This window comes from Raoultibacter phocaeensis (assembly GCF_901411515.1).
In the GTDB taxonomy this organism is placed as follows: domain Bacteria; phylum Actinomycetota; class Coriobacteriia; order Coriobacteriales; family Eggerthellaceae; genus Raoultibacter; species Raoultibacter phocaeensis.
Window position 1 is genome coordinate 1,756,699 of the sequence record NZ_CABDUX010000002.1, and the last position, 19,032, is coordinate 1,775,730.

Annotated in this window: 15 protein-coding genes; 2 read left to right on the forward strand and 13 right to left on the reverse strand. The window is 61.0% G+C overall.

The genetic code is table 11. From position 1 onward, the window contains the following. Positions 1-102: 102 nt before the first annotated feature. Complete coding sequence (locus FJE54_RS15385; protein WP_139653661.1) at positions 103-1,899, forward strand: putative bifunctional diguanylate cyclase/phosphodiesterase; 1,797 nt, start codon at positions 103-105, stop codon at positions 1,897-1,899. Positions 1,900-2,014: 115 nt separating this feature from the next. Here FJE54_RS15385 and FJE54_RS15390 read toward each other — a convergent pair whose 3' ends face one another. The 9 genes from FJE54_RS15390 to FJE54_RS15430 form a co-directional block, all read right to left on the reverse strand. Beyond that, the gene (locus tag FJE54_RS15390; RefSeq protein WP_139653662.1) at positions 2,015-2,308 is read right to left on the reverse strand and encodes a ferredoxin family protein; all 294 of its coding nucleotides are present in this window, start codon (positions 2,306-2,308) and stop codon (positions 2,015-2,017) included. After that, positions 2,305-3,591, reverse strand: a complete 1,287-nt coding sequence (locus FJE54_RS15395) for an FAD-dependent oxidoreductase (protein ID WP_139653663.1) — start codon at positions 3,589-3,591, stop codon at positions 2,305-2,307. The genes FJE54_RS15390 and FJE54_RS15395 overlap by 4 nt, the downstream gene beginning before the upstream one ends. A gap of 13 nt (positions 3,592-3,604) precedes the next feature. Beyond that, entirely contained in the window at positions 3,605-5,143 is a 1,539-nt protein-coding gene (locus FJE54_RS15400) for a class I adenylate-forming enzyme family protein (RefSeq protein ID WP_139653664.1), read from the reverse strand. After that, positions 5,143-6,384 carry a CoA transferase gene (locus tag FJE54_RS15405; protein ID WP_139653665.1) on the reverse strand — a complete coding sequence of 414 codons (1,242 nt, stop codon included), beginning with the start codon at positions 6,382-6,384 and terminating at the stop codon, positions 5,143-5,145. The genes FJE54_RS15400 and FJE54_RS15405 overlap by 1 nt, the downstream gene beginning before the upstream one ends. Before the next feature lie 33 nt (positions 6,385-6,417). Then, the gene (locus FJE54_RS15410; RefSeq protein WP_180326773.1) at positions 6,418-7,785 is read right to left on the reverse strand and encodes a phytoene desaturase family protein; all 1,368 of its coding nucleotides are present in this window, start codon (positions 7,783-7,785) and stop codon (positions 6,418-6,420) included. A 54-nt stretch (positions 7,786-7,839) separates the two neighbouring features. Beyond that, positions 7,840-8,298 (reverse strand): PaaI family thioesterase, encoded by a 459-nt coding sequence (locus tag FJE54_RS15415; RefSeq protein ID WP_139653667.1) that lies wholly within the window; start codon positions 8,296-8,298, stop codon positions 7,840-7,842. A gap of 83 nt (positions 8,299-8,381) precedes the next feature. Next, entirely contained in the window at positions 8,382-9,329 is a 948-nt protein-coding gene (locus tag FJE54_RS15420) for an FAD-binding protein (protein ID WP_139653668.1), read from the reverse strand. Between the two features lie 17 nt (positions 9,330-9,346). Beyond that, a complete protein-coding gene (gene fixA, locus FJE54_RS15425) occupies positions 9,347-10,108 on the reverse strand; it encodes a putative electron transfer flavoprotein FixA (protein WP_139653669.1) in 762 nt (253 codons plus the stop codon). A 70-nt stretch (positions 10,109-10,178) separates the two neighbouring features. After that, positions 10,179-11,324, reverse strand: coding sequence for an acyl-CoA dehydrogenase (locus tag FJE54_RS15430; protein WP_139653670.1), 1,146 nt, complete (start codon positions 11,322-11,324; stop codon positions 10,179-10,181). A gap of 258 nt (positions 11,325-11,582) precedes the next feature. Between FJE54_RS15430 and FJE54_RS15435 the strand changes: the two genes are divergently transcribed. Then, a complete protein-coding gene (locus FJE54_RS15435; RefSeq protein WP_139653671.1) occupies positions 11,583-12,551 on the forward strand; it encodes a LysR family transcriptional regulator in 969 nt (322 codons plus the stop codon). 82 nt (positions 12,552-12,633) lie between these two features. Here the strand turns inward: FJE54_RS15435 and FJE54_RS15440 are convergent, their stop codons facing one another. The 4 genes from FJE54_RS15440 to FJE54_RS15455 all read right to left on the reverse strand — a co-directional run bounded on the left by FJE54_RS15440 (position 12,634) and on the right by FJE54_RS15455 (position 19,018). Continuing rightward, complete coding sequence (locus FJE54_RS15440) at positions 12,634-14,046, reverse strand: SLC13 family permease (RefSeq protein WP_255467463.1); 1,413 nt, start codon at positions 14,044-14,046, stop codon at positions 12,634-12,636. 79 nt (positions 14,047-14,125) lie between these two features. After that, positions 14,126-15,463: an MFS transporter gene (locus tag FJE54_RS15445; protein WP_139653672.1), complete on the reverse strand. Its 1,338-nt coding sequence runs from the start codon at positions 15,461-15,463 to the stop codon at positions 14,126-14,128. A 115-nt stretch (positions 15,464-15,578) separates the two neighbouring features. Then, the gene (locus FJE54_RS15450) at positions 15,579-16,448 is read right to left on the reverse strand and encodes a 4Fe-4S dicluster domain-containing protein (RefSeq protein ID WP_255467464.1); all 870 of its coding nucleotides are present in this window, start codon (positions 16,446-16,448) and stop codon (positions 15,579-15,581) included. Further along, complete coding sequence (locus FJE54_RS15455; RefSeq protein WP_139653673.1) at positions 16,406-19,018, reverse strand: molybdopterin-dependent oxidoreductase; 2,613 nt, start codon at positions 19,016-19,018, stop codon at positions 16,406-16,408. The genes FJE54_RS15450 and FJE54_RS15455 overlap by 43 nt, the downstream gene beginning before the upstream one ends. Positions 19,019-19,032: the final 14 nt, after the last annotated feature.

Sequence of the window (19,032 nt, forward strand, 5' to 3'; positions counted from 1 at the left end):
AGCTTCAACCAATACCTTCATTTGGAAACTCTGTGGGTCATATATGCGGATCGGTACTTTATACTGAGCAAGGGGTATAAGTTCATTCGTCGGAGGAAGCACGTGAAACGGAGAAACCTGTTCGTCATCGCCGCCTGGTTTCTGGGAGCCATGCTTCTTCTGCTTCTCTTCTTCCAAATGCAAAGCTACGCGGGCATCATCAACGATTCGGGCGTAGTAAGGGGCGGCACGCAGCGCGTGGCTAAAATGGAACTCGCAGGTGAGCGGGCCGATGAGACAATCGAGCGCGTCGAGTCGCTGCTTGAAAAGATCGAGGCGAACGAAGAAGGCCGCTTCATCAAAAGCCCCGCAACGCTCGACTTTCTCAATAAAGTGCATGCCACGCGAAACCAGTGGCACCTTATGCTCGACGAGATCGCAGCCCTCCGCGAAAGCACAGGTTCACCCGAGCGCCTGCTCGAGCTGAGCGAGCGGCATTTCGAGCTCGCCGATGATATGGTGTTCGCCGCTCAAGTGCGCGCCGAGCAGGAATTCGCGGCATCGTTCTTCATCGGTCTCGTGCTCATCCTCGCCGTCACCACGCTCGTCTTGTTTCTCGAACGCAACGGCATGCGCCAAGAAAAGCGGGCCTATCACACCGATCTGCTCACGCACGGCAAAAATCTGACGGCGTTCGAGGAGGAAGCACGCGCCGTTTTGGACAACGCCAAAGACGAACGCTACCTCATCGCCTACAGCAATATCTTCAACTTCCGACTCGTGAACGAATCATACGGCCACGAAACCGGCAATCGGTTCATCGTTTCAACGGGAAAGATCCTCGAAGACCATTGCGAACCGGGAGAAATCTGCGCCCACGCGAACGCCGACCACTTCGTTTTGCTCCTCAAGAACCGAAAGAACCGCATGCGCGATCTCATCGACGAACTTCGCAAGCACCTCGACGAGCAGATCGGCTCCGCATTTCCCAACGTGCTTCGTCACGGCTTCGGGGTTTGCGAAGCAACAAAGGGCGCTTCGGTAGCCGAGGCCATCAGCAATGCGACGGCCGCGCTCAAGGAGGGGACGCTCGTCAAAGGCGTCGCTTGGTACGACAACGCCTTCAAAATCGAGGTCAACCGTCGCAACACCATCGTCAAGCATATGGCGCAGAGTCTATCGGACGGCGAGTTCAAGGTGTACTTCCAACCGCAGATCGATCTCGAGACCAACAGGATCGTCGGTGCCGAAGCGCTCTGCCGCTGGAACTCCGAAGCGCTCGGATTTTTGTCTCCCGACAGCTTCATTCCCCTGTTCGAGAAGAACGGGCGGATTGTCGATCTCGACTATTACATGCTCGAACGAGCATGCGAAGCGTATGCCTCCTACGAGAAGGCGGGGTGCGCGCCGAACACGTTTGCCGTGAACTTCTCGCGCAGCACGATCATCCAACGCGATTTTTCCGACCGCATCGCCCGCACGGTCGCCCGGTTCGGCATCGACCGCGGACGTCTCGAGATCGAAGTGACCGAGACGATTTTCTCGGTCGATGAGAACGCCGTCGTGCGCATCGTCGATTCGCTCGTGAACGCTGGCTTCCGCATTGCCATGGACGATTTCGGCACCGGATATTCATCGCTGAGCCTATTGTACAAACTGCCGATCGACGTGCTTAAACTCGATCGCAGCTTCATTTCGCAGGAGCAGGCGACCGAGCGTGAGATCAGAATCCTCCAAGGCGTGATCGATCTGGCGAACGACCTCGGCATGGCGACGGTATGCGAAGGCGTCGAAACCGCCGAGCAGGCGAAAGCGCTCAAAGGGCTCGGCTGCGCGATCGGCCAAGGCTACCTCTATGCACGTCCGATGCCCGCTGAGAAGTTCGAGGAGTTTCTCCGCTCGTGGAACTCCGGGGTATAGCACCCCGAGCACTCGTCGAGCCGAATGTCGATACCGCGCGAGTTCCCACAAACGAGACGGCACCTGGGTTTGGCTGCCCCGGGTGCCGTCTTGCATGCAGACATTCGGAAAAAGCTTAGCCGAAGCGGTACGATACCCCCATGCCTGCCTGCGGATATTCCCATTTCTCAAGGATGGTCGAGCCGCAGAGCATCCTGCACGTGCCGCATTCGAGACACCCCGCGTAGTCGAAGCTCGTCTGCCCGTCGGCCTCGCGCTTGTAGAGCCCCGCAGGGCAGCACAGAATGAGCTTATCGAATTCGGCAGGGTCGGGATCGTCCTTCAAAACGATATGGGGCGTTGTCTCATCGACGTTGAATTTGTCGACGGCAAGCAATTCGTCAACGTTGACGGTAATCTCATCGATCATAGGGCACCCATCCCCTTCCGCACGTCCTTGAACATGTTCATCAAGCCGATGTTCTTAACCGGATCCATCACCTTGCGCTTCATAGGCTCAACGGGCCTTCCGTCCACGGTAAACATCGAACGCAGAATATCGGCGGCCATCTGAGGATACCCGTTGAAAATGCGCGTTGTCTGCTCCATGAACGATGGGAAATTCCGATAGGCCTTGAGGTCTTTCAGGATGAAGCTCTGCTCGAGCTTCGTGCGATACGCTGCAAGCTTGGCCGCCGACGTGTCGCCCGCATCGAGCGCCTCGATGGCCGTTTTCGCCGCAAGCTCGCCCGCTGCAACCGCATAGTCCATGCCGCGCACCTGATATCCTAAGTTGATGCACAGCATGGCGGCATCGCCCGTAAGCAGGCAGCCGTCGCGATACAGCTCGGGTATCATGTCATAGCCGCCCTCGGGAATGAGGTGCCCGGAATACTCAACCGTCTTGCCGCCGCGCAGCACCGGAGCCACCATCGGATGCTTTTTAAAATCGTCAAGCATCTGGTACACCGGAGTCGATGAAGTGCACAGATCCGAAAGCGTCGCTACGAGCCCGATCGAGATTGACGTGCGGTTCGTATAGAGAAACCCGCCGCCCACGTGCCCGTGCGTAGCCGCACCCGCGAAAAGCCACGCGGCCCCTTCGCCCGGCATCGTCTGGAAGCGGTCGCTGATCGTCTCTTCGGGAAGCTCGATGACCTCTTTCGCGCTCACGGCGAGCTGATGGGCGGAAGGTCGCTTCGCGAGCTTCGCCTTCTCGGACAGAAGCGAGTTCACGCCGTCGGCCAGGATGGTCACTTCGGCGGTTATCTCGTCTTCGCCCGCCCGCACGCCGACGATGCGCTCGCCCTCCCACACAAGGTCTTCGACCGTGATGCCGAAGATGCACTCGGCACCGGCCTCTTCCGCCTTCGCAGCGAGCCAGCGGTCGAACGGCCCGCGCAGCACGGTATACGAACTCACCTCGGGTGCACCCAAGCGCTCAGAGCCGAATTCCACGGTCGTATTCTCGTCTTCGGTGAGAAGCGAGATCCGCTCGCGGATGACTTTGCGCTCAAGCGGGGCATCCTCTTCGAAATCGGGGAATATCGGCCTGAGCGAGTGGGTGTATATACGCCCCCCTGTCATGTTCTTCGAGCCGGCGTCGCCGCCCCGCTCTATCATGAGCACGCTTTTTCCTTCGCGCGCCAAGACGCAAGCCGCCACCGAGCCGGCACATCCGGCTCCCACGACTATCGCATCGAAATCCGCCATGGTTCATCCTTTCCTATACGAGGTTCTTAAGCTTCTCGAGCTGCTCTTTCGGGATCTTTCCCGAGGCGTTGCGCGCAAGTCCGTCCACAAATCGGACGATGCGCGGTTTCTTGTAGCCGCCGAGTTCGCACGCGCACCGCTGAGCGATGTCGGCCTCCGTCACATCAGAGCCCGGTGCGCGAACCGCAAACGCCGCAAGCGTCTCGCCCCAGTGCGCATCGGGAACCCCCATCACCACCGCATCCTCGATGCCGTCCATGCGCACGATGCACCGCGCGACTTCGAGCGGATAGACGTTCTCGCCGCCGGTGATGACCATGTTGTCTTTGCGGTCGACAAGCGTGAGGAACCCGTCCTCGTCGAAGTGCCCGATGTCCCCCGTTCGGTACCATCCGTCGACGAAGACCTCGGCTGTGCGCTCCGGATCCCGAAAATACCCGCTCATGAGCGTATCCGATTTCACGAACACCTCGCCGCACTGTCCAACGGGAAGCGCCCGTCCGTCCTCGTCGACGATTTTGAGCTCCATACCCCGAACCGGCGTACCCGCTGTAGCGAGAAGCGCCGGATCAAGATGATGCTCGGGCAAGAGCATCGTAATCGCCGCCGTAGTCTCGGTCATCCCGTAGCCCTGCAGGTATCCGCAGGGAAGAGCTCGCTGGCACCGCATGAGCAGCTCCGGTGCCACCGGTTCCCCCCCGTAGATGATGAGCTTGAGATCGTTGAACGACATGCCGTTCTGCTCAACGAGTTCGGCGAGACCCCGCATGAGATACGGCACGAGCGCCGTGCGCGTCGCGCGGTATCGTACGAGATCAGACGCGATATCGGCAGGTTTGTGGGATTCCGCTATCACAAGCTCGCCGCCGACCGCAAGCGTCGCGAGCGTCGAGACGAACGTAACGTGAAACAGCGGAAGCTCGCACAGAAGGATGTCGTCGTGCGCAAAGCGCATCTCTGCGATATCGGTCTCAATACGGTGCATAAGCGCCCCATGGGACAAAAGTACCCCCTTGGGCATGCCCGTCGTGCCGCTCGTATAGAGCAGCAGCGCCGGATCGTCCGGTTCGGTATCGCACGTCTCGAGATAAGGTTTCGCCGAGTCAAGCACCCCTTCGTAAGCAAGGGCGCCGAAGCGCTCCTTCGCTTCTCCCCCGTCTACGTCCACGAGTACCTTGACCGCAGATCGGCCACCGTCTCTCCCCCACGGCCCGAGCGCATCGAGCTGGTCGGCTGAAGCGAAAACCACCGTAGCCTCAGAGCGTTCGAGCAGCGTCGAGATCACCTGCGGCGAAAACCGCACGTTCAGCCGTGCGCACACTGCACCGATGCGCGCGCAGGCGAACAGCACTTCGATCGACGCGTTCGTGTTCGGACTCACGACCGACACGCAATCACCCTTCGACACGCCGAAGGAGGCCAAAGCGCCGGCGAGCGCATCAACCCGGCGCTTCAGCTCTGCATACGAATACGACCTGCCCGCAAAGCGCAGGGCGACCTTATCGGGGTACGCCCGCGCCGACTCGTCAAGTATGCTGACGAGAGAGACCATCACAGCCCGCCGATGTAATCGCTCTTGCGGATGACCTTCTTCTCGTACAGCGCTTCGATATCCTCCGCGTCAAACCCGATCTCCTCGAGCACGTCGTCGTTGTCCATGCCCTGCGACGGGCAGCCGCGCCAGATTTGGGAGGGGTTGTTCTTAAACTGCGGCACCGAGGTGACACCCTTGACCGTTTTGCCGTCGACGGTATCCCATTCGACCCAGGTGTTGCGGGCGAGGTAGTGCGGATGGGCTTCCATCATCTCGTAGTTCATGACGACCGAGCACGGGATGCCGATCTTCGCCATGGCGTCGGCGAACTCGGCTGCGGTATGCTCGGCGCAGTACGCCTCGATCGCCCCGTCGAACACCGGAGCTCCCGCGGTGTTGATGCCGACCGACGGAATGCCCTCCGGGAAAAGATCGCTTCCGTATTCGAGCCCGAAGAACTGAAGCGCCTTCTTCGTCGGACCCTGCCCTGCGGTGAAGAGGTACACGCCTTCGCCATCCTTGCATTCGTAATAGCCCGCGCCAGCCGAGATGTTATCGCGAGGCGCGCCGGCTCCGCGCTCTTCCTGTATGCCTTTCTCGAACCACTTGCCGAAGAGGCCGCCTTGGCAACGCACGGCCGCTTCGAACTGAGCGAGGTCGAAGCTGTCTCCCTTGCCCGTGCGCAGGGCGCCCACGTAGGCGGCGAGCGCCGATCCGTAGGCGAACAGACCCGCGTAATAGTCGGTCACAAACTTCTGGATCATGTAGGGCGGACCGTCTTTGTATCCGTTCAGGTACATGAGCCCCGAAAACGCGTTCACCGTGAAATCATAGCCGGGAAGGCTCACGTAGGCGGGATCACCCGTCGAGCCGTAGCCCGACATGTGGCCGATGACGAGCTTCGGGTTGTGTTCCCACAAAAGCTCGTCGGAGTAACCCCATTTCTCCCATTGGCCGCCGCGCGATGCCTCGATGAAAATGTCAGTGCTCTCGATGAGCTTCAAGAACACCTCGTGGCCCTCTTCAGATACGACGTCGAGCATGAGCGTACGCATGTTACGCCGCTCGTTCTGCACGCCCCATCCGTCCTGGGTCCACCGCAAAGGGTCGATGCCCTTAGGCGACTCGAGCCAGATCACATCGGCGCCTTGCTCGGCGAAGAGTTCGCCCGCGAACGGACCCGCTGTCGATACGGCAGATACGACAACCTTGACTCCCTGAAGGTTGCCGAACGCCGGAATATCTGCATGTTTTGCCATTGCCACCCATCCCTTACGTGTAAGAGTACTCGTTTACGCTCCGTACGTGTCGAAGAATTCAATAGCGCTGTTCGCTGCGAGCTCGGTTCCCACACCCGCTCCGCCCGCTTCCGCACCGACGATGTAGAGGCCCTCGATCGGCGTCTTGATGGACGGACGGTCTTTGCCCGCCTGCCCTGCCTGCTGGGCGATGCCGATGCCCGCACCGTCTTCGCCCATGATGCGCGCAGCATCGGCCGGGAACACCTTCTCGACGAACAGGGCATGCTCGCGCAAACCCGGGAAGCTTTCCTCGGCTATGTCGATGAGCGCTTCGAGGATCGCCGGGCAGTACTCGTCGGGAATGCCGGCGGGAACGGCCGTGGTCATCATGACGAGCTGCTTGCCCTCAGGCGCCACCGACGGATCGAACGCCGAAGGCACGACGATGAAGGAGTTGAGCTCCTCGGGAACCTCGCCTGCCATGAGCTTGTCGTTGTACTCCTTCACGGGAACCGACGAGAATCCCGAAAGCATCTTGATCTCGGGACTCAACACCGTATCGAGCGCGAAGCGTGCGATGATAGAAACGAACGAGATCTCGAGATCGGACACGTAATCGACGTAATCCCGTTCGAAATGCTCGGGTCCCACAAGATCGATGACGGTTTCCTTGATGCCCGCGTTCGACACGATCATATCGGCGCAAAACGATTCGCCGTCAGCCTCGACACCCACAGCCCGGCCGCCTTCGACGATGACCTTGTCGACCGGTTTGCCGAAGTAGGTCTCGACGCCGTACTGCTCGAGACCTCCCATGTAGGCAGCGAGTATGGCTACGCAGCCGCCCGAAGGATACCCCGATGCATGCGCTTCGGCCTCCCACTTGAGACAGCGGGCGAATTCGCCTGCGGACAGGCGGTACTCAGGAATGCAGCAGTAGATGAAGCCGATCTGGCTTACGCAGGCATGCACGAACGGATCGGTCGTGTAGGCGTTGAGGAATTCTTCGAGCGTTTGACCGTCGAAGGCGCTTGTCTCCTCATCGCTCATATTTTTCACGTCGGTGACCATCTTGATGACGGCCTCGAAATCCTCGTCGGCAACGCGGCCTTTGAGGTCTTGCGGAAACTTGAACTTCTCGCCTCCCGTAGACTGGATGGGACGCACTTTGGTGAACTCGATGTTCTGCTCGACGCCGCAGCGATCCAAGAGCTGGATGAGCGGTCCCTTCTCGCCGCGCGAGATGAGGTGCACGCCGAAATCGACGGTGAAATCATCGCGCTTCGACGAACCGATGCGGCCGCCGGGCTGCACACGTTTTTCGAAAAGGGCGACACGCTTGCCGCTTTCGGCCAACAAGAGCGCCGAAGCGAGGCCGCCGACGCCCGCTCCGATTACGATCGCGTCATACTGTTTCATGAGCGTTCTCCTTTTACTCGGTGCGCACTGCGCACGCATGAGAATAGCGAGCGGTTATTTCTGTGCAGGAAGAGCGTAGTAGTTGAAGTCGAACTGCGCAACCTGTTCTCCGTCCACATCGCAGACGGGTACCGTAAGGAAGTAGTTGCCGCGCCCGCGCTCTTCGACTTCCTTGATCTTATCGGCCGCCTCTTCCTCGGTAAGCGCGATGTCGACCACGAGGTCCTTCGTGCCCGGCTTGAGGAACTTGATGTCAACGCCCTTGAGGATGGGAACGTAGGTATCGGTGCCGTACGTAGCCATGAACAGCGTGCCGCCTGATATTTCGGCGAGCACGAACTCGCTGCCGGCGTACGCGATGCCCACGTGGTTCAAGTGACGCTCGGCCACGGGAAGCACGAGGCGCACGTGGCGCTCCTCGACAACCTCAGCTTGCAGATCCGCCATGTTCACATACGGCGTCGGCCCGTCGTTCACGCTTTTCGCCAATCCCTCGAAAAACTCCTGATCCATTGAGAATCCTCCTCGATTCGCATTCGCTTGCTCGAAAGCCGGCGGCTTCCCGCCGCCGGCCCATGCATCCTCTATCCGTGCGGCTATGCGGTAAGCGCCGCTGTCAGTTTCGGCACGACCTCGTACAGATCGCCCACAATGCCGTAGTCCGCCTGCTTGAACACCGGCGCGTTCTTATCCTTGTTGATCGCAATGATGGTCTTCGCGCTGTTGGCGCCGACCATATGCTGGATCTGCCCCGAAAGCCCCACGGCCACGAACAGGTCGGGCTTGAGCATTGCGCCCGACACGCCGATGTAGCGCTCGCGCGACATCCAGTTCGCGCCTTCGGCGATGGGACGTGTGCAACCCACTTCGGCTTCGAGAGCACAGGCGAGCTCGTCTGCAAGCGCGAGGTCCTCTTCCTTTTCGATTCCGCGCCCCACGCTCACCACGTGACGCGCTGCTGCCAAATTGACCGATTCGACGGTGCGGGGCTTACGCTCGATGAGCTTGATTGCCGAAGGAGCGCCGCTTGCGGGGATTTCGACAACGGACGCCTCGGCAGTATCAGCCTCGGAAACCGGCTCGTTTAAAAGCAGGCCATCGGACAGGAGGGCTACAGCGGTTTCGCCCGTCACCCGCTCGACCGCAAGGGCCTTGCCGCCGTACACCATATGCTCGGCCGCCAAGTGGCCGTCGTCTTCGACCCAGATGCGTCCGACGTCGTTCAAAACGCGCGTACCGAGCGCGGCAGCGATGCGGGCAGCTAAAAGCCGCATGCGTTTGGACGTCGCAAACAGCACGGCATCCGGAGCACTTTCTTTGATTGCCTCGATCACCGCGTCGGCGCAGTCTTCAACCAACCCCCCTTGGGATACTGCCGCAAACTTCACGCCTTCGACGCCCGATGCGGCCGCAGAGCGAACATGATCCTTGTCGCCGACGACGATCGCGTGCACCTGCGCGCCGAGCCTTTTCGCCGCAGCGGCCAAAGGACGGTAGCTTTCAGGGGATTCGCCGATCACCCATACGTTGTTCAGTGTGCTCATATCGTGTTCCCCCTGCCTTACCACGAAGCCCGGATGTTGGAGACAAGCTCGGCGATGTTCTCGTCGGTTGCCCCTTCGTATATGACCGTCTTGCGCTCGATGCTTTCCGGGGCCTTCACCGAAACCGTCTCGACCGGGCTTGCGGACAGCGGGGCGACTTCGTCCAAAGACCAGGTGACGACTGGCTTCTTACCTGCAGCAAGAATATCTTTGAGCTGCGGTATGCGCGGCAGTACCGCATCGCTCGTCACCGATACGACGGCGGGCAGCGCCACTTCGAGCACCTCGATTTCGTTTTCGAGCGTGCGCTCGACCACGATGGTATCTCCCTGTACCTCGATACCGCTCACCGCGTTCACCACAGGCAGATCCAGAAGCGATCCGGTGAGCAGACCCACTTGCTGCGCATACAGATCGGCTGAGCCCTCACCGCAGATCGCGAGGTCGAAACCGATCTTCTCGAGCGCGGCCGCAAGCGTGCGGGCGGTTTGGAACGCATCCGCCTCATCGAGGACGGGGTCCACCACACGGTAGAGCTCCGCAGCACCGCGCGAGAGCGCCGCTTTCACAAGCTTGGTATCGTTGAGCTTCTCGCCGCCGGCCGAGAGCAAGACCGCCGTGCCGTCCGTTGCTTCGGCGAGCTGAGCCGCTTGCTCGATGGCGACGAGATCGTACTCGCCGAGCACCGTTTCCGCCCGATCGAGATTCAAAGACCCATCGGCGTTGGCTTCGATGTCCTGTGCGTCGGGAACCGCTTTGTAGCAGGCAACTATCTTCATCGTACATGCACCTCCTTACCTTCGCGGACGCCTGCGGGTCTTACCCCGAGCGTCCGCCTGATCTGATCGGTTACTGGGCTTCTTTGATGAGCGCGCGTCCGGCCGTGTGCACCATGATCTCCTCGGTGCCGGCCATGATGCGATACACGCGCTGATCGCGCCACAAACGCGCGATGCGGCAGTCGTTCGTATAGCCGATGCCGCCCATGATCTGCATCGCGTCGTCGATGACCTCGAACGCAGCTTGGCCGGTGTAGCGTTTCACGAGCGACGAATCGATCTGGATCGACTGGCCGCTTTGCTTCTTCCACGCAGCCTTGTACAGCATGTTCTGCATGTTCTCGATCTTGATCTTCATATCGACGATCTTTTCCTGGATGAGCTGGAAGCTGCCGATGGTCTTGCCGAACTGCTCGCGCTGCCCCGCGTACTTCACCGCTTCGTCGTACGCGCAGCGTGCCATGCCCACGTTCGCGGCGCAGATGGTAAGGCGCTCAACCTCGAAATTCTTCATGAGCTGGTAAAATCCTTTGCACTCCTCGCCTACGAGGTCGGTTTCCTCGCACTCGACGTCGTTTAAGTGCACCTCGTAGGTGCCGCACATGTTGTTGCCGATCTTGTCAAGCTTCTCGATCGTGATGCCCGGGCGGTCCATCGGGAACAGGTACATGCTGAAGTCTTTATAGGGGCTCTCGTTGATGCCGCTGCGGCACACGCACAGCATGAACGGGGCGCGATCGGCGCTCGTGTTGAACGTCTTGTTACCGTTGATGTACACCTTGCCGTCGCGCTTGGTGGCGGTGGTGGCCATGGCGGCCGAATCGGAGCCGGCCTGGGGCTCGGTGAAGCCGAGTGTGAACGGCTTGATGCCCTGGAGCGCGTAGCCGAGCACGGCCTCCTGCTGCTCCTTGTTGCCGAATGTAAGGATATCGTCGACTTCGGTGGCGAAGTTGATCCAGCACAGCGACGGGTAGCCGAGCGCATGAGCTTCTTCGGCGAGCATGATCTGCGTCGTGATGTCGGTGGGCGTTCCGCCGAACTCTTCGGGTATGCCGAGCGTGGAAAAGCCCGCCTCGACGAGCGCATCGACGGCCTTCTGAGGGTACTCGTGGTTTTTGTCGCACTCTTTGAAGTACGTGTCGAAATCACCGCGTTCCATCACGGTATGCAAGCTCTCAAGCAGAAGTTCCTGTTCCTCGGTCTTACTGAAATCCATTGCGTGCTCCTTGTCGTTCGGCTGACGGCAGATTTGCGTGTGGCGGATACTGTGCGGATGACGGCGAGTTTCGGATGCGTCTGCTCGAAGACCTGCCGCGACCACCTTTCGCCATTATAGAAAGGCGCATCGACATGATCCAAATACGTATGTTGTACAAGGTATTCCCAGCGATGAATGCATACCCATGCATCTTCTGGTATCCTATTTTTCATATTCCGAATAAACCAAGATAAGCGCATGTAAGGAAGGCCGTCGATGGACATCGAGATCTACCGGGAATTCATGGCGCTCGCCGCCCATAAGAGTTTTGTGTCCGCTGCGCGCGATCTCAACATGTCGCAACCCTCGTTAAGCCGCCACATGAACGCACTCGCAAACGATCTTGGCTGCCAGCTGTTCTACGATACGCGGCCTTTGAGCCTAACGGCAGCAGGGGAAGTGGTCTTAAAGCACGCAGGCAAGATCATCGGCGACCAGGCGAACATGCTCGCCGAGCTGCAAGCGTTGCCCGCAAGCAGCAACAACCGCATCCTCATCCTCGACCTTCTGCACACCAACGCCCTGTACGTCGGCATCAACGAGGCCGCCGCACAGGCGAAGGAGCGCTTCCCGGGCCTTCGCATCGAGTTCGTCAACATGGACAATTCCGGCATGGGCGGCCAGCAGATGATCGATGCGAAAAAGGTCGACATCTCGTTCGAAACCATCATCTCGGAAGCCCCCACGACCGAACTCGAGCTGTCCGATTCAGTTGAGGCCATCTGGGTACCCGAGTTTCACGGCGAACTCGTGGCAGGGGTCTCCCGCACCTCCCCGCTCGCTGGGCGCGAAAGCCTCACACTCAAAGAGCTTTCACAATCGCGCTTCATCCTCCAGGCGAACCGCTACTCGGAACGCTTCCGCGAAGATTTCATCGCCATGTGCCGCGAAGTGGGCTTTTACCCCAACATCACGCTCGTGCCCGCCGACAACCCCCTCGAGTTCTACGCAACCGATCCAGGCGACGGCATCCATCTTCTCACCAAGGTTGACCGCAAGTACAAGCCACTGATATCCGATCTGCTCAAGCAGCACGTCGAGATCGTTCCCTTCGCGGATAAGAAGCGCTACGTCGACGCGTTCGCGCTCATGAAGAGCTTCCCCGACAGGCCGGATCTCGAGTTCTTCTCCGAGCTTTTGGTCGAGCACGCCAAGCGCCTGCAAGCGGAGATGTTCAAAGGCTAGCCCGAAACGGAAAGGGCCGCCCGTGGGCGGCCCTTTCGCATGTATCCGTATCGCAGGGCTTCGAGCTTTGCGCCCACGCGCCCTATATCCCCATGACCCCCACGATGAAGGGCATCCAGGCGGCCATGATCAGCACGAGCGCGACCGCGGGCACGAGGCCGGTCTTGAACATGTCGCCGAAGGTGTAGTAGCCCTCGCCGTAGGTGAGCATGACGGTGGGGTTCACCGGCATGAGGTAGTTGCCGGCGACGACCACGGCGAGCGCGATCGTGGGCACGGCCGGGCTCACGCCGAAGCCGGCGCACAGCGTGATCATGATCGGCAGGAAGATGCCGAGGATGGCCACGCCGATGGGGCACACGGTGTGGAGCAGGTAGATGAGCGCGAGCATGAGCGCGAAGGCCGCGAAGAAGCCGAGGTCCATGACGCCGGAGCCGGCGATGGCGCCCGCGAGGAAGGCCGCGCCGCCCGTGGCCTCGACGACCCCGCCCATCGACATGATGGTGCCGCACATGAGCACGATGCCCCAGGGCACGGAGGTCTGGAACTCCTTCCAGGAAAGCAGGTTCATGCCGGGCAGGAACATGACCGTGAGCCCGATGAGGGCGACGACGGTGGCGTTGAGGACCGGCACCCAGTTGCCGAGGATCCACAGGGCCAGGAGGCCGAGGATGACGACGAGCGCCTTGACCTCGTGGGGCTCGACCTTCTTGGCGCCGGCGGCCTGGTCGCGGATGCCCTGCAGCGCCGAGTCGGCGATGGGCTCGGGCTTGATGAGCTGCGTGATGAAGAACCACGTGATCGGCGTCATGACGATCACGACCGGCAGCGCGACGACCACCCAGTCCAGAAACGAGATCGAGGTGCCCGTGGCCTGCTGCAGGATGTTCATGGCCACGACGTTGAACGACGAGCCCGCGGGCGTCGCCATGCCGCCCGTGACCGCCGCGATCGGGATGCCGATCATGAGGCAGCGCCCGAGGTTGGACTGCAGGGGCTTGGCGCCCGTGGCGTTGAGGATCGTGAGCGCGAAGCCGAGGAACAGCACCGTGCAGGGCACGTCGGACATGACCGTGGACACGAGGGTCGTGGCGACCATGAAGCCGAGCACGAGCATGCGCGAGTTCGCGCCGGTCCGCTTGACGATCATGTTGATGAGGCGCACGCCCCAGTTGGTCTTGAGCATGATGACGGGCAGCGAGAACACCGCGATGATGAAGAAGAGCGCGGGGCTCGCGAAGCCCTTGATGGCGTCGCCGAGGCTCGGCACGATGCCGAGGACCGGGCACATGACCACGACGAAGAGCGCCGTCACGCCGAGCGGCATGGCGGACGTGACCCACAAAGACACGAGCGCGAGCATGAGACCTAAGGTCTTCACGCCCTCGGCGGGCAGCTGCTCGGAGCCCGGGATGAGCATCGAGGCGACGATGCAGAGCGCCGCGAGCCCGATGCCGACGAGGCGCTTGGACAGCGGGACGTTGGTGTTTTCCATTACCTTGTACCTCCTTGAAACGATGAGACAATACTTCGATCAGAAAAAGCCGTCGAATACCCCCTTATCTCTTTTCCCCTTATCGTTGAGAGTTTTTGGGAATCTTCACCAACAAGCCGCACACGGCGCATACTGCGACGATGGCAGCGGTGATGTAGAACGCAAGTGAGCAGGTGCCGGTAGCGTCGAAGATCGCACCGCTCATGATGGGCAGCGTCGAGGCGACCACGGTGGTGATCATGATGCCGGTGCCGAGGTTCTTCGAGAACGACGATGCTCCGAAATAATTGGCCATGGCCGTGGGAAACACGGCGTTCACGCCCCCTAATCCGAAGCCGACGCAAAGGAAGAACGCATAGACCATGGCGTCGTTTTGGGCAGCTGCGCCGGCGAGGATGCCAACGAACAGGATGACGGTCGATACGACGATGAGTCTGACAGGTTCGATGCGATCCGACACCATGCCCAAAAGCAGCTTGCCCAAGAGGCTGATGCCCCCCATGATGGCCACCCCGGCAACAATGAGCCCATGATCGAATCCGAGCGACGAAAAATGGATGACACCTTGCGACGTGGCGAGCGTGTACGAGGCGAACCCGCCCGTTGCGGCAAGCGAGATCAGCCAGAAGTACTTCGACTTCACGACCTCTTTGAATGCGACCTGCGCTGTATTCTTGTATACCTTGAAGTTCTTGCTCTCCCCCGCAAGCGCACCCGCATCGGCAGCTCCGTCGGGAAACTGTCCGATGTCAGCCGGCTTATTCTTGATGAACAGCAACGCAACCGGGATGAGGACGATGCTCAGGGCAACGAGCAGATACCAGCCGCTGCGCCAGCCACCGCCCGTTGCGCCGATGATGGCGTTCACGACAGGCGGGCCGACAAACGACGCGCTCGCGCCGATGACCATCATCGCGGTCATAGCCATGCCGCGCCGCGCGATGAACCAATCGCCTATCGTGCTCTGCACGGCAAGTTGGCCAACCATCATGGTTGCCGCGCTTGTCACGATACCGAACACGATGAAGTACGCGATCGGCGATGACACGAAGAAGATCAGCGTAAGCATCGCGGCAAGCATGACGACCGCACCGAGAGTCATGCTGAACCGAGCTCCTTTACGGGAGATGAGCGCACCCACGAGCGGTGCCGAAATCCCCTGCACGAGCACGAACAGCGAGAATCCCGTACCGAGGATCGTCGCATTCATGCCGAGAGACTGGTCTTCGAGCATGAGCGGATTGACAATCGTCGCTGTCGGCAGCACGATCCCCGAAGAACAGAAGTACATGAAACCCAACACGACGATCAGCACGTACCCGTAGAACAGCTTCTTCGGCTTCGCAGATGCGGCGGATACACTCGCCTCCGCATCCGAGCCGAGGCCCGCTTCTTCTTGTAAAACCCTTTCGCTCATGCGTTTACTCCATACGTATCGTGCGGTCCCGCCCTGCCGGGTGCGACCGGGCGGGACCTTCTCATTACAAACTTCCGAGCTTGCGCGAACCGTTTTGCGTACAAGCTCGCTCGAATCACCCGATCTGGTTCGCGAACAGCTCGACGGGCCCGACGTTCACGTCCCTTTCGGTCGCGTCGGCCTCGACGGCGCGGGTGAGGTAGCCGTCGGCCTCGACGTACACGCGGTAGGGCTCGGCGGCCACCTGGTCGAACCAGAAGTCGCCGAACTCGTCGGTCTCGAGGGAGGCGACGCTGCCGCTCGAGAGGCCCTCGAGCGTGACCCTCGCGCCGGAGACGACCTCGTCGGCCTCGAGGTCCACGGCGATCCCCGCCACGAAGCGCCTGGGCTTGTTGAGGTAGTAGACGCGGGGTCCGTCGGATGCGCGGCCGGGGTCGATGCACTCGGCGGCCGCGATCTCGGCGGCGAAGTCCCCCTCGTCGCCGAAGCGGATCGCGCCGTGGGGGCAGACGTCCACGCAGTGCGGCAGCTCGCCCGCGTCCACGAGGTGCGCGCACCCCGTGCACTTCTGCGGCAGGCCGAGCTCCTCGTTGTAGAAGATCGCCCCGTAGGGGCAGGCCTCCACGAGCCCGCGCATGCCCCTGGCCTTCTCGGGATCGATTATGACGAGGCCGTCTTCCCGGCGGCACACCGCTTCGGGCGCCGCCTCCATGCAGGGCGCGCTCGCGCAGTGGTTGCACATGCGCAGGGTGTAGGACACCTTGACCTTCGGCACGCTGCCGCGCACCTCCTCGTCGATGCGGCACCAGAAATGGCCGGTGTCGGGCTGGGGCGCGGCGTACGGCGCCCAGTCGTTGTCGACGTGCTCGTCCTTGCAGGCGATCTGGCAGTTGCGGCAGCCGTTGCACTTCGCGTGGTCGTATACGAATACCTTGCCCATGTTTACGCTCCTTCCACGATGCGGGCTGCAGCCACGAGGCCGCATCCCTCGTCGTACGCGCGGCCGAAGGCTTCGGGGTGCTCTTTGGCGAGCGCAAAGACATCGACCTTCTCGACGTTGACGAGGAATCCGCTCGTTACCTCGCCGACGGTGTTTTTCGATGTGGTGGGAATCGGCGCGATGAGGTTGTTTGCACCACCGCGGTCGAGCCCGCCCTTGCCCATGACGATCGAATCGACGCGCGATCCGTGATCCTGATAGACTGCACCGGGCATGATGCGCTCGGTTACGATGACGCCGCCGAGCACGCCGCCGCGCTCGTTGTAGATATTGGCAACATCGCCGGTCTTGAGGCCGAGCTTGCCCGCATCGATCGGGTTGATCCACAGAGGCTCGTACTTGTAGCCGTCGGGGCCGACCACCTTGCAGGTCTCGATCTCACGCAACCACGTCACGTCGTCATGCTGGGCGTGCACGCGGAAGTGCGGATGGTTCGACACGAGCAGGAACGGATAGGCGCGTCCGCGCTCCAGGTACTGGCGCTCCTGATGCGCCGGGCTCTCGTCGATCCAGTGCGGAACCATGGGACGCTCTTCGTCGTCGGGGAACGTCGCTGAAAGGCCCGTCGAGTAGTACTCGAGCTTGCCGGTAGGCGTGCGCAGAGGATGACCCTCGGGATCCTCGTAGAACTCGCGCAGGCCTGCGGGGATGTCCTTCCAATCCTCGCGCGTCGGGAACGGGTAGTACTTCTTCTCCTTGAATTCCTCGAAGCTCATGTCTTCGGGTGCACCGCTCGTCTTGAACCCGATCTCGATCCACTCTTCGTCGGTCTTGCCGCCGAGGTAGCGGTCGTAGAGGTTCTCGTAGATGCCGCCGAACTTCTCGAGGGCGCGAGCCACTTCGGCCACGGCCTCCTTATCGGACTTCGACTCGCCGACGGGTTGGATCGCCCGATCCTCGTAGAAGATGACGTTCCACTGACCCGAATCGTTGTCGGTTCCGATGTCGGCGGTTTCGAACTTCGTGTTCGTGGGTAGGATCACGTCGGCGAAGTAGCAATCGTTCTCCATCCACGGATGCTGCACGACCACGCACTCGATCGACTCGTGGCGCAGCGCGTCCTGCATGGCGTTGCCGCCGTTCCAGCACGTTTCCCAGCACGGCGAGTCCGACCAGATCATATGCAAGCGTTCCTGACCTTCGATCGGGAAGGTGAAGGGCCCGGTGAACTGGTCTTCGCGCGGAAGGCCCGCCGATACGTGGCCGTACCACTGCACGGGCGGATCGGTAATGGCTTCGGGGATCATGGTTTTGGGGATGAAGCTCTCCACCGTACCCGTTACCCAGCCGCGGTACGCTTCGCTGATGGACGGGATGCAGGTTGAAGGCGGCAGCGGATCGAGTGTCGGGATGCCGAACAGCGTCCACTCCATGAACTTGAACTGGTTCGCACCCGGCTTGCCGACTCCCTGCATGCCCAAAAGCGCCACTTCGAGGCGGGCGGGCTCATGAGCGAAGCAGGAGCGGATGAAGCTGCCGCCGTTGCAATGCGCGATCGACACGGCGTGCTTGGCCCAGTAGCGGGCGAACGCCTTGATGGTGTAGGAGGGCACGCCGCAGATCTTCTCGGCCCACTTCGGGGTCTTCGGCACGCCGTCTTCGCCGCCGAGCACGTAGTAGCGGAAATGGTCGAAGCCGACGGCGTGGGTGTCGAGGTACTCTTTGTCGTACGTTTCTTCGGTGATCCACGTGTAGGCGATCGCGAGCTGCAGCGCCGCATCGGTGTTGGGGAGCACGGGGATCCACTTATCGGCGTGCACGGCGTTGGTGTAGTTCACGTCGGGCGAGATGTGGATCTGCTTCACGCCGAGTTCGGTGAACCAGAAGCACAGGCGGCTCGCCATGTAACCGCCCCAACCGAGCGGGGTGGTCTCAGGATCGCAGCCCCAGAACAGCACCGCATCGCCGTTCTCGGAGATGTCCTTGATCACGTTGTTCTGCAGGTTCTGCTGGCCGAGCGGGTCCATGCCCCAGATGTGCTTGGCCCCCCAGTACCAGCCCTCCCAGCTGTCGGGCTGACGGGACTGCAGCGTGAAGCCTCCGCACTGCTCGAGCATCTTGGTCACGCAGCCGTGCGCGGCATGCACGACCTTCGTCTCACCGTGGCCGTCGACCTCGCACAGTATCGAGTACGGACCGTACTCGTCGTGGATGCGCTTGATCTCCTTGGCGATGATCTCGGAGGCTTCATCCCACGAGATGCGCACATAGCCGCTCGTGCCGCGGGTCTCGGGATGGCGCTCGCCTTCCGGATCCCAGTCGACGCGCTTCAGCGGATAGGGGATGCGGTTCTTGGAGTACACGCGCTTCTTGTAGCACAAAGACAGCGGAGACATGAGCGTCTTGAATCCCGGCTCGAAGGTCTTGCCGCGCGCCTCGATCTTCCAAGCGTTGAGATCTTCCGGCGTGTAGTGCTCGTCGAAATGGAAGGGCCTGATGCGGAGAATCTTGTCGTTCTCCTCGTCGATGTCGACGGTGCAGGCGTTGCTTCCCAGGCCGAAGCTATCGAAGCCGAGGCCCTTGATTATAGGTTTACCGGTAACGTCTTTTCCCATCTTCCAATCTCCTC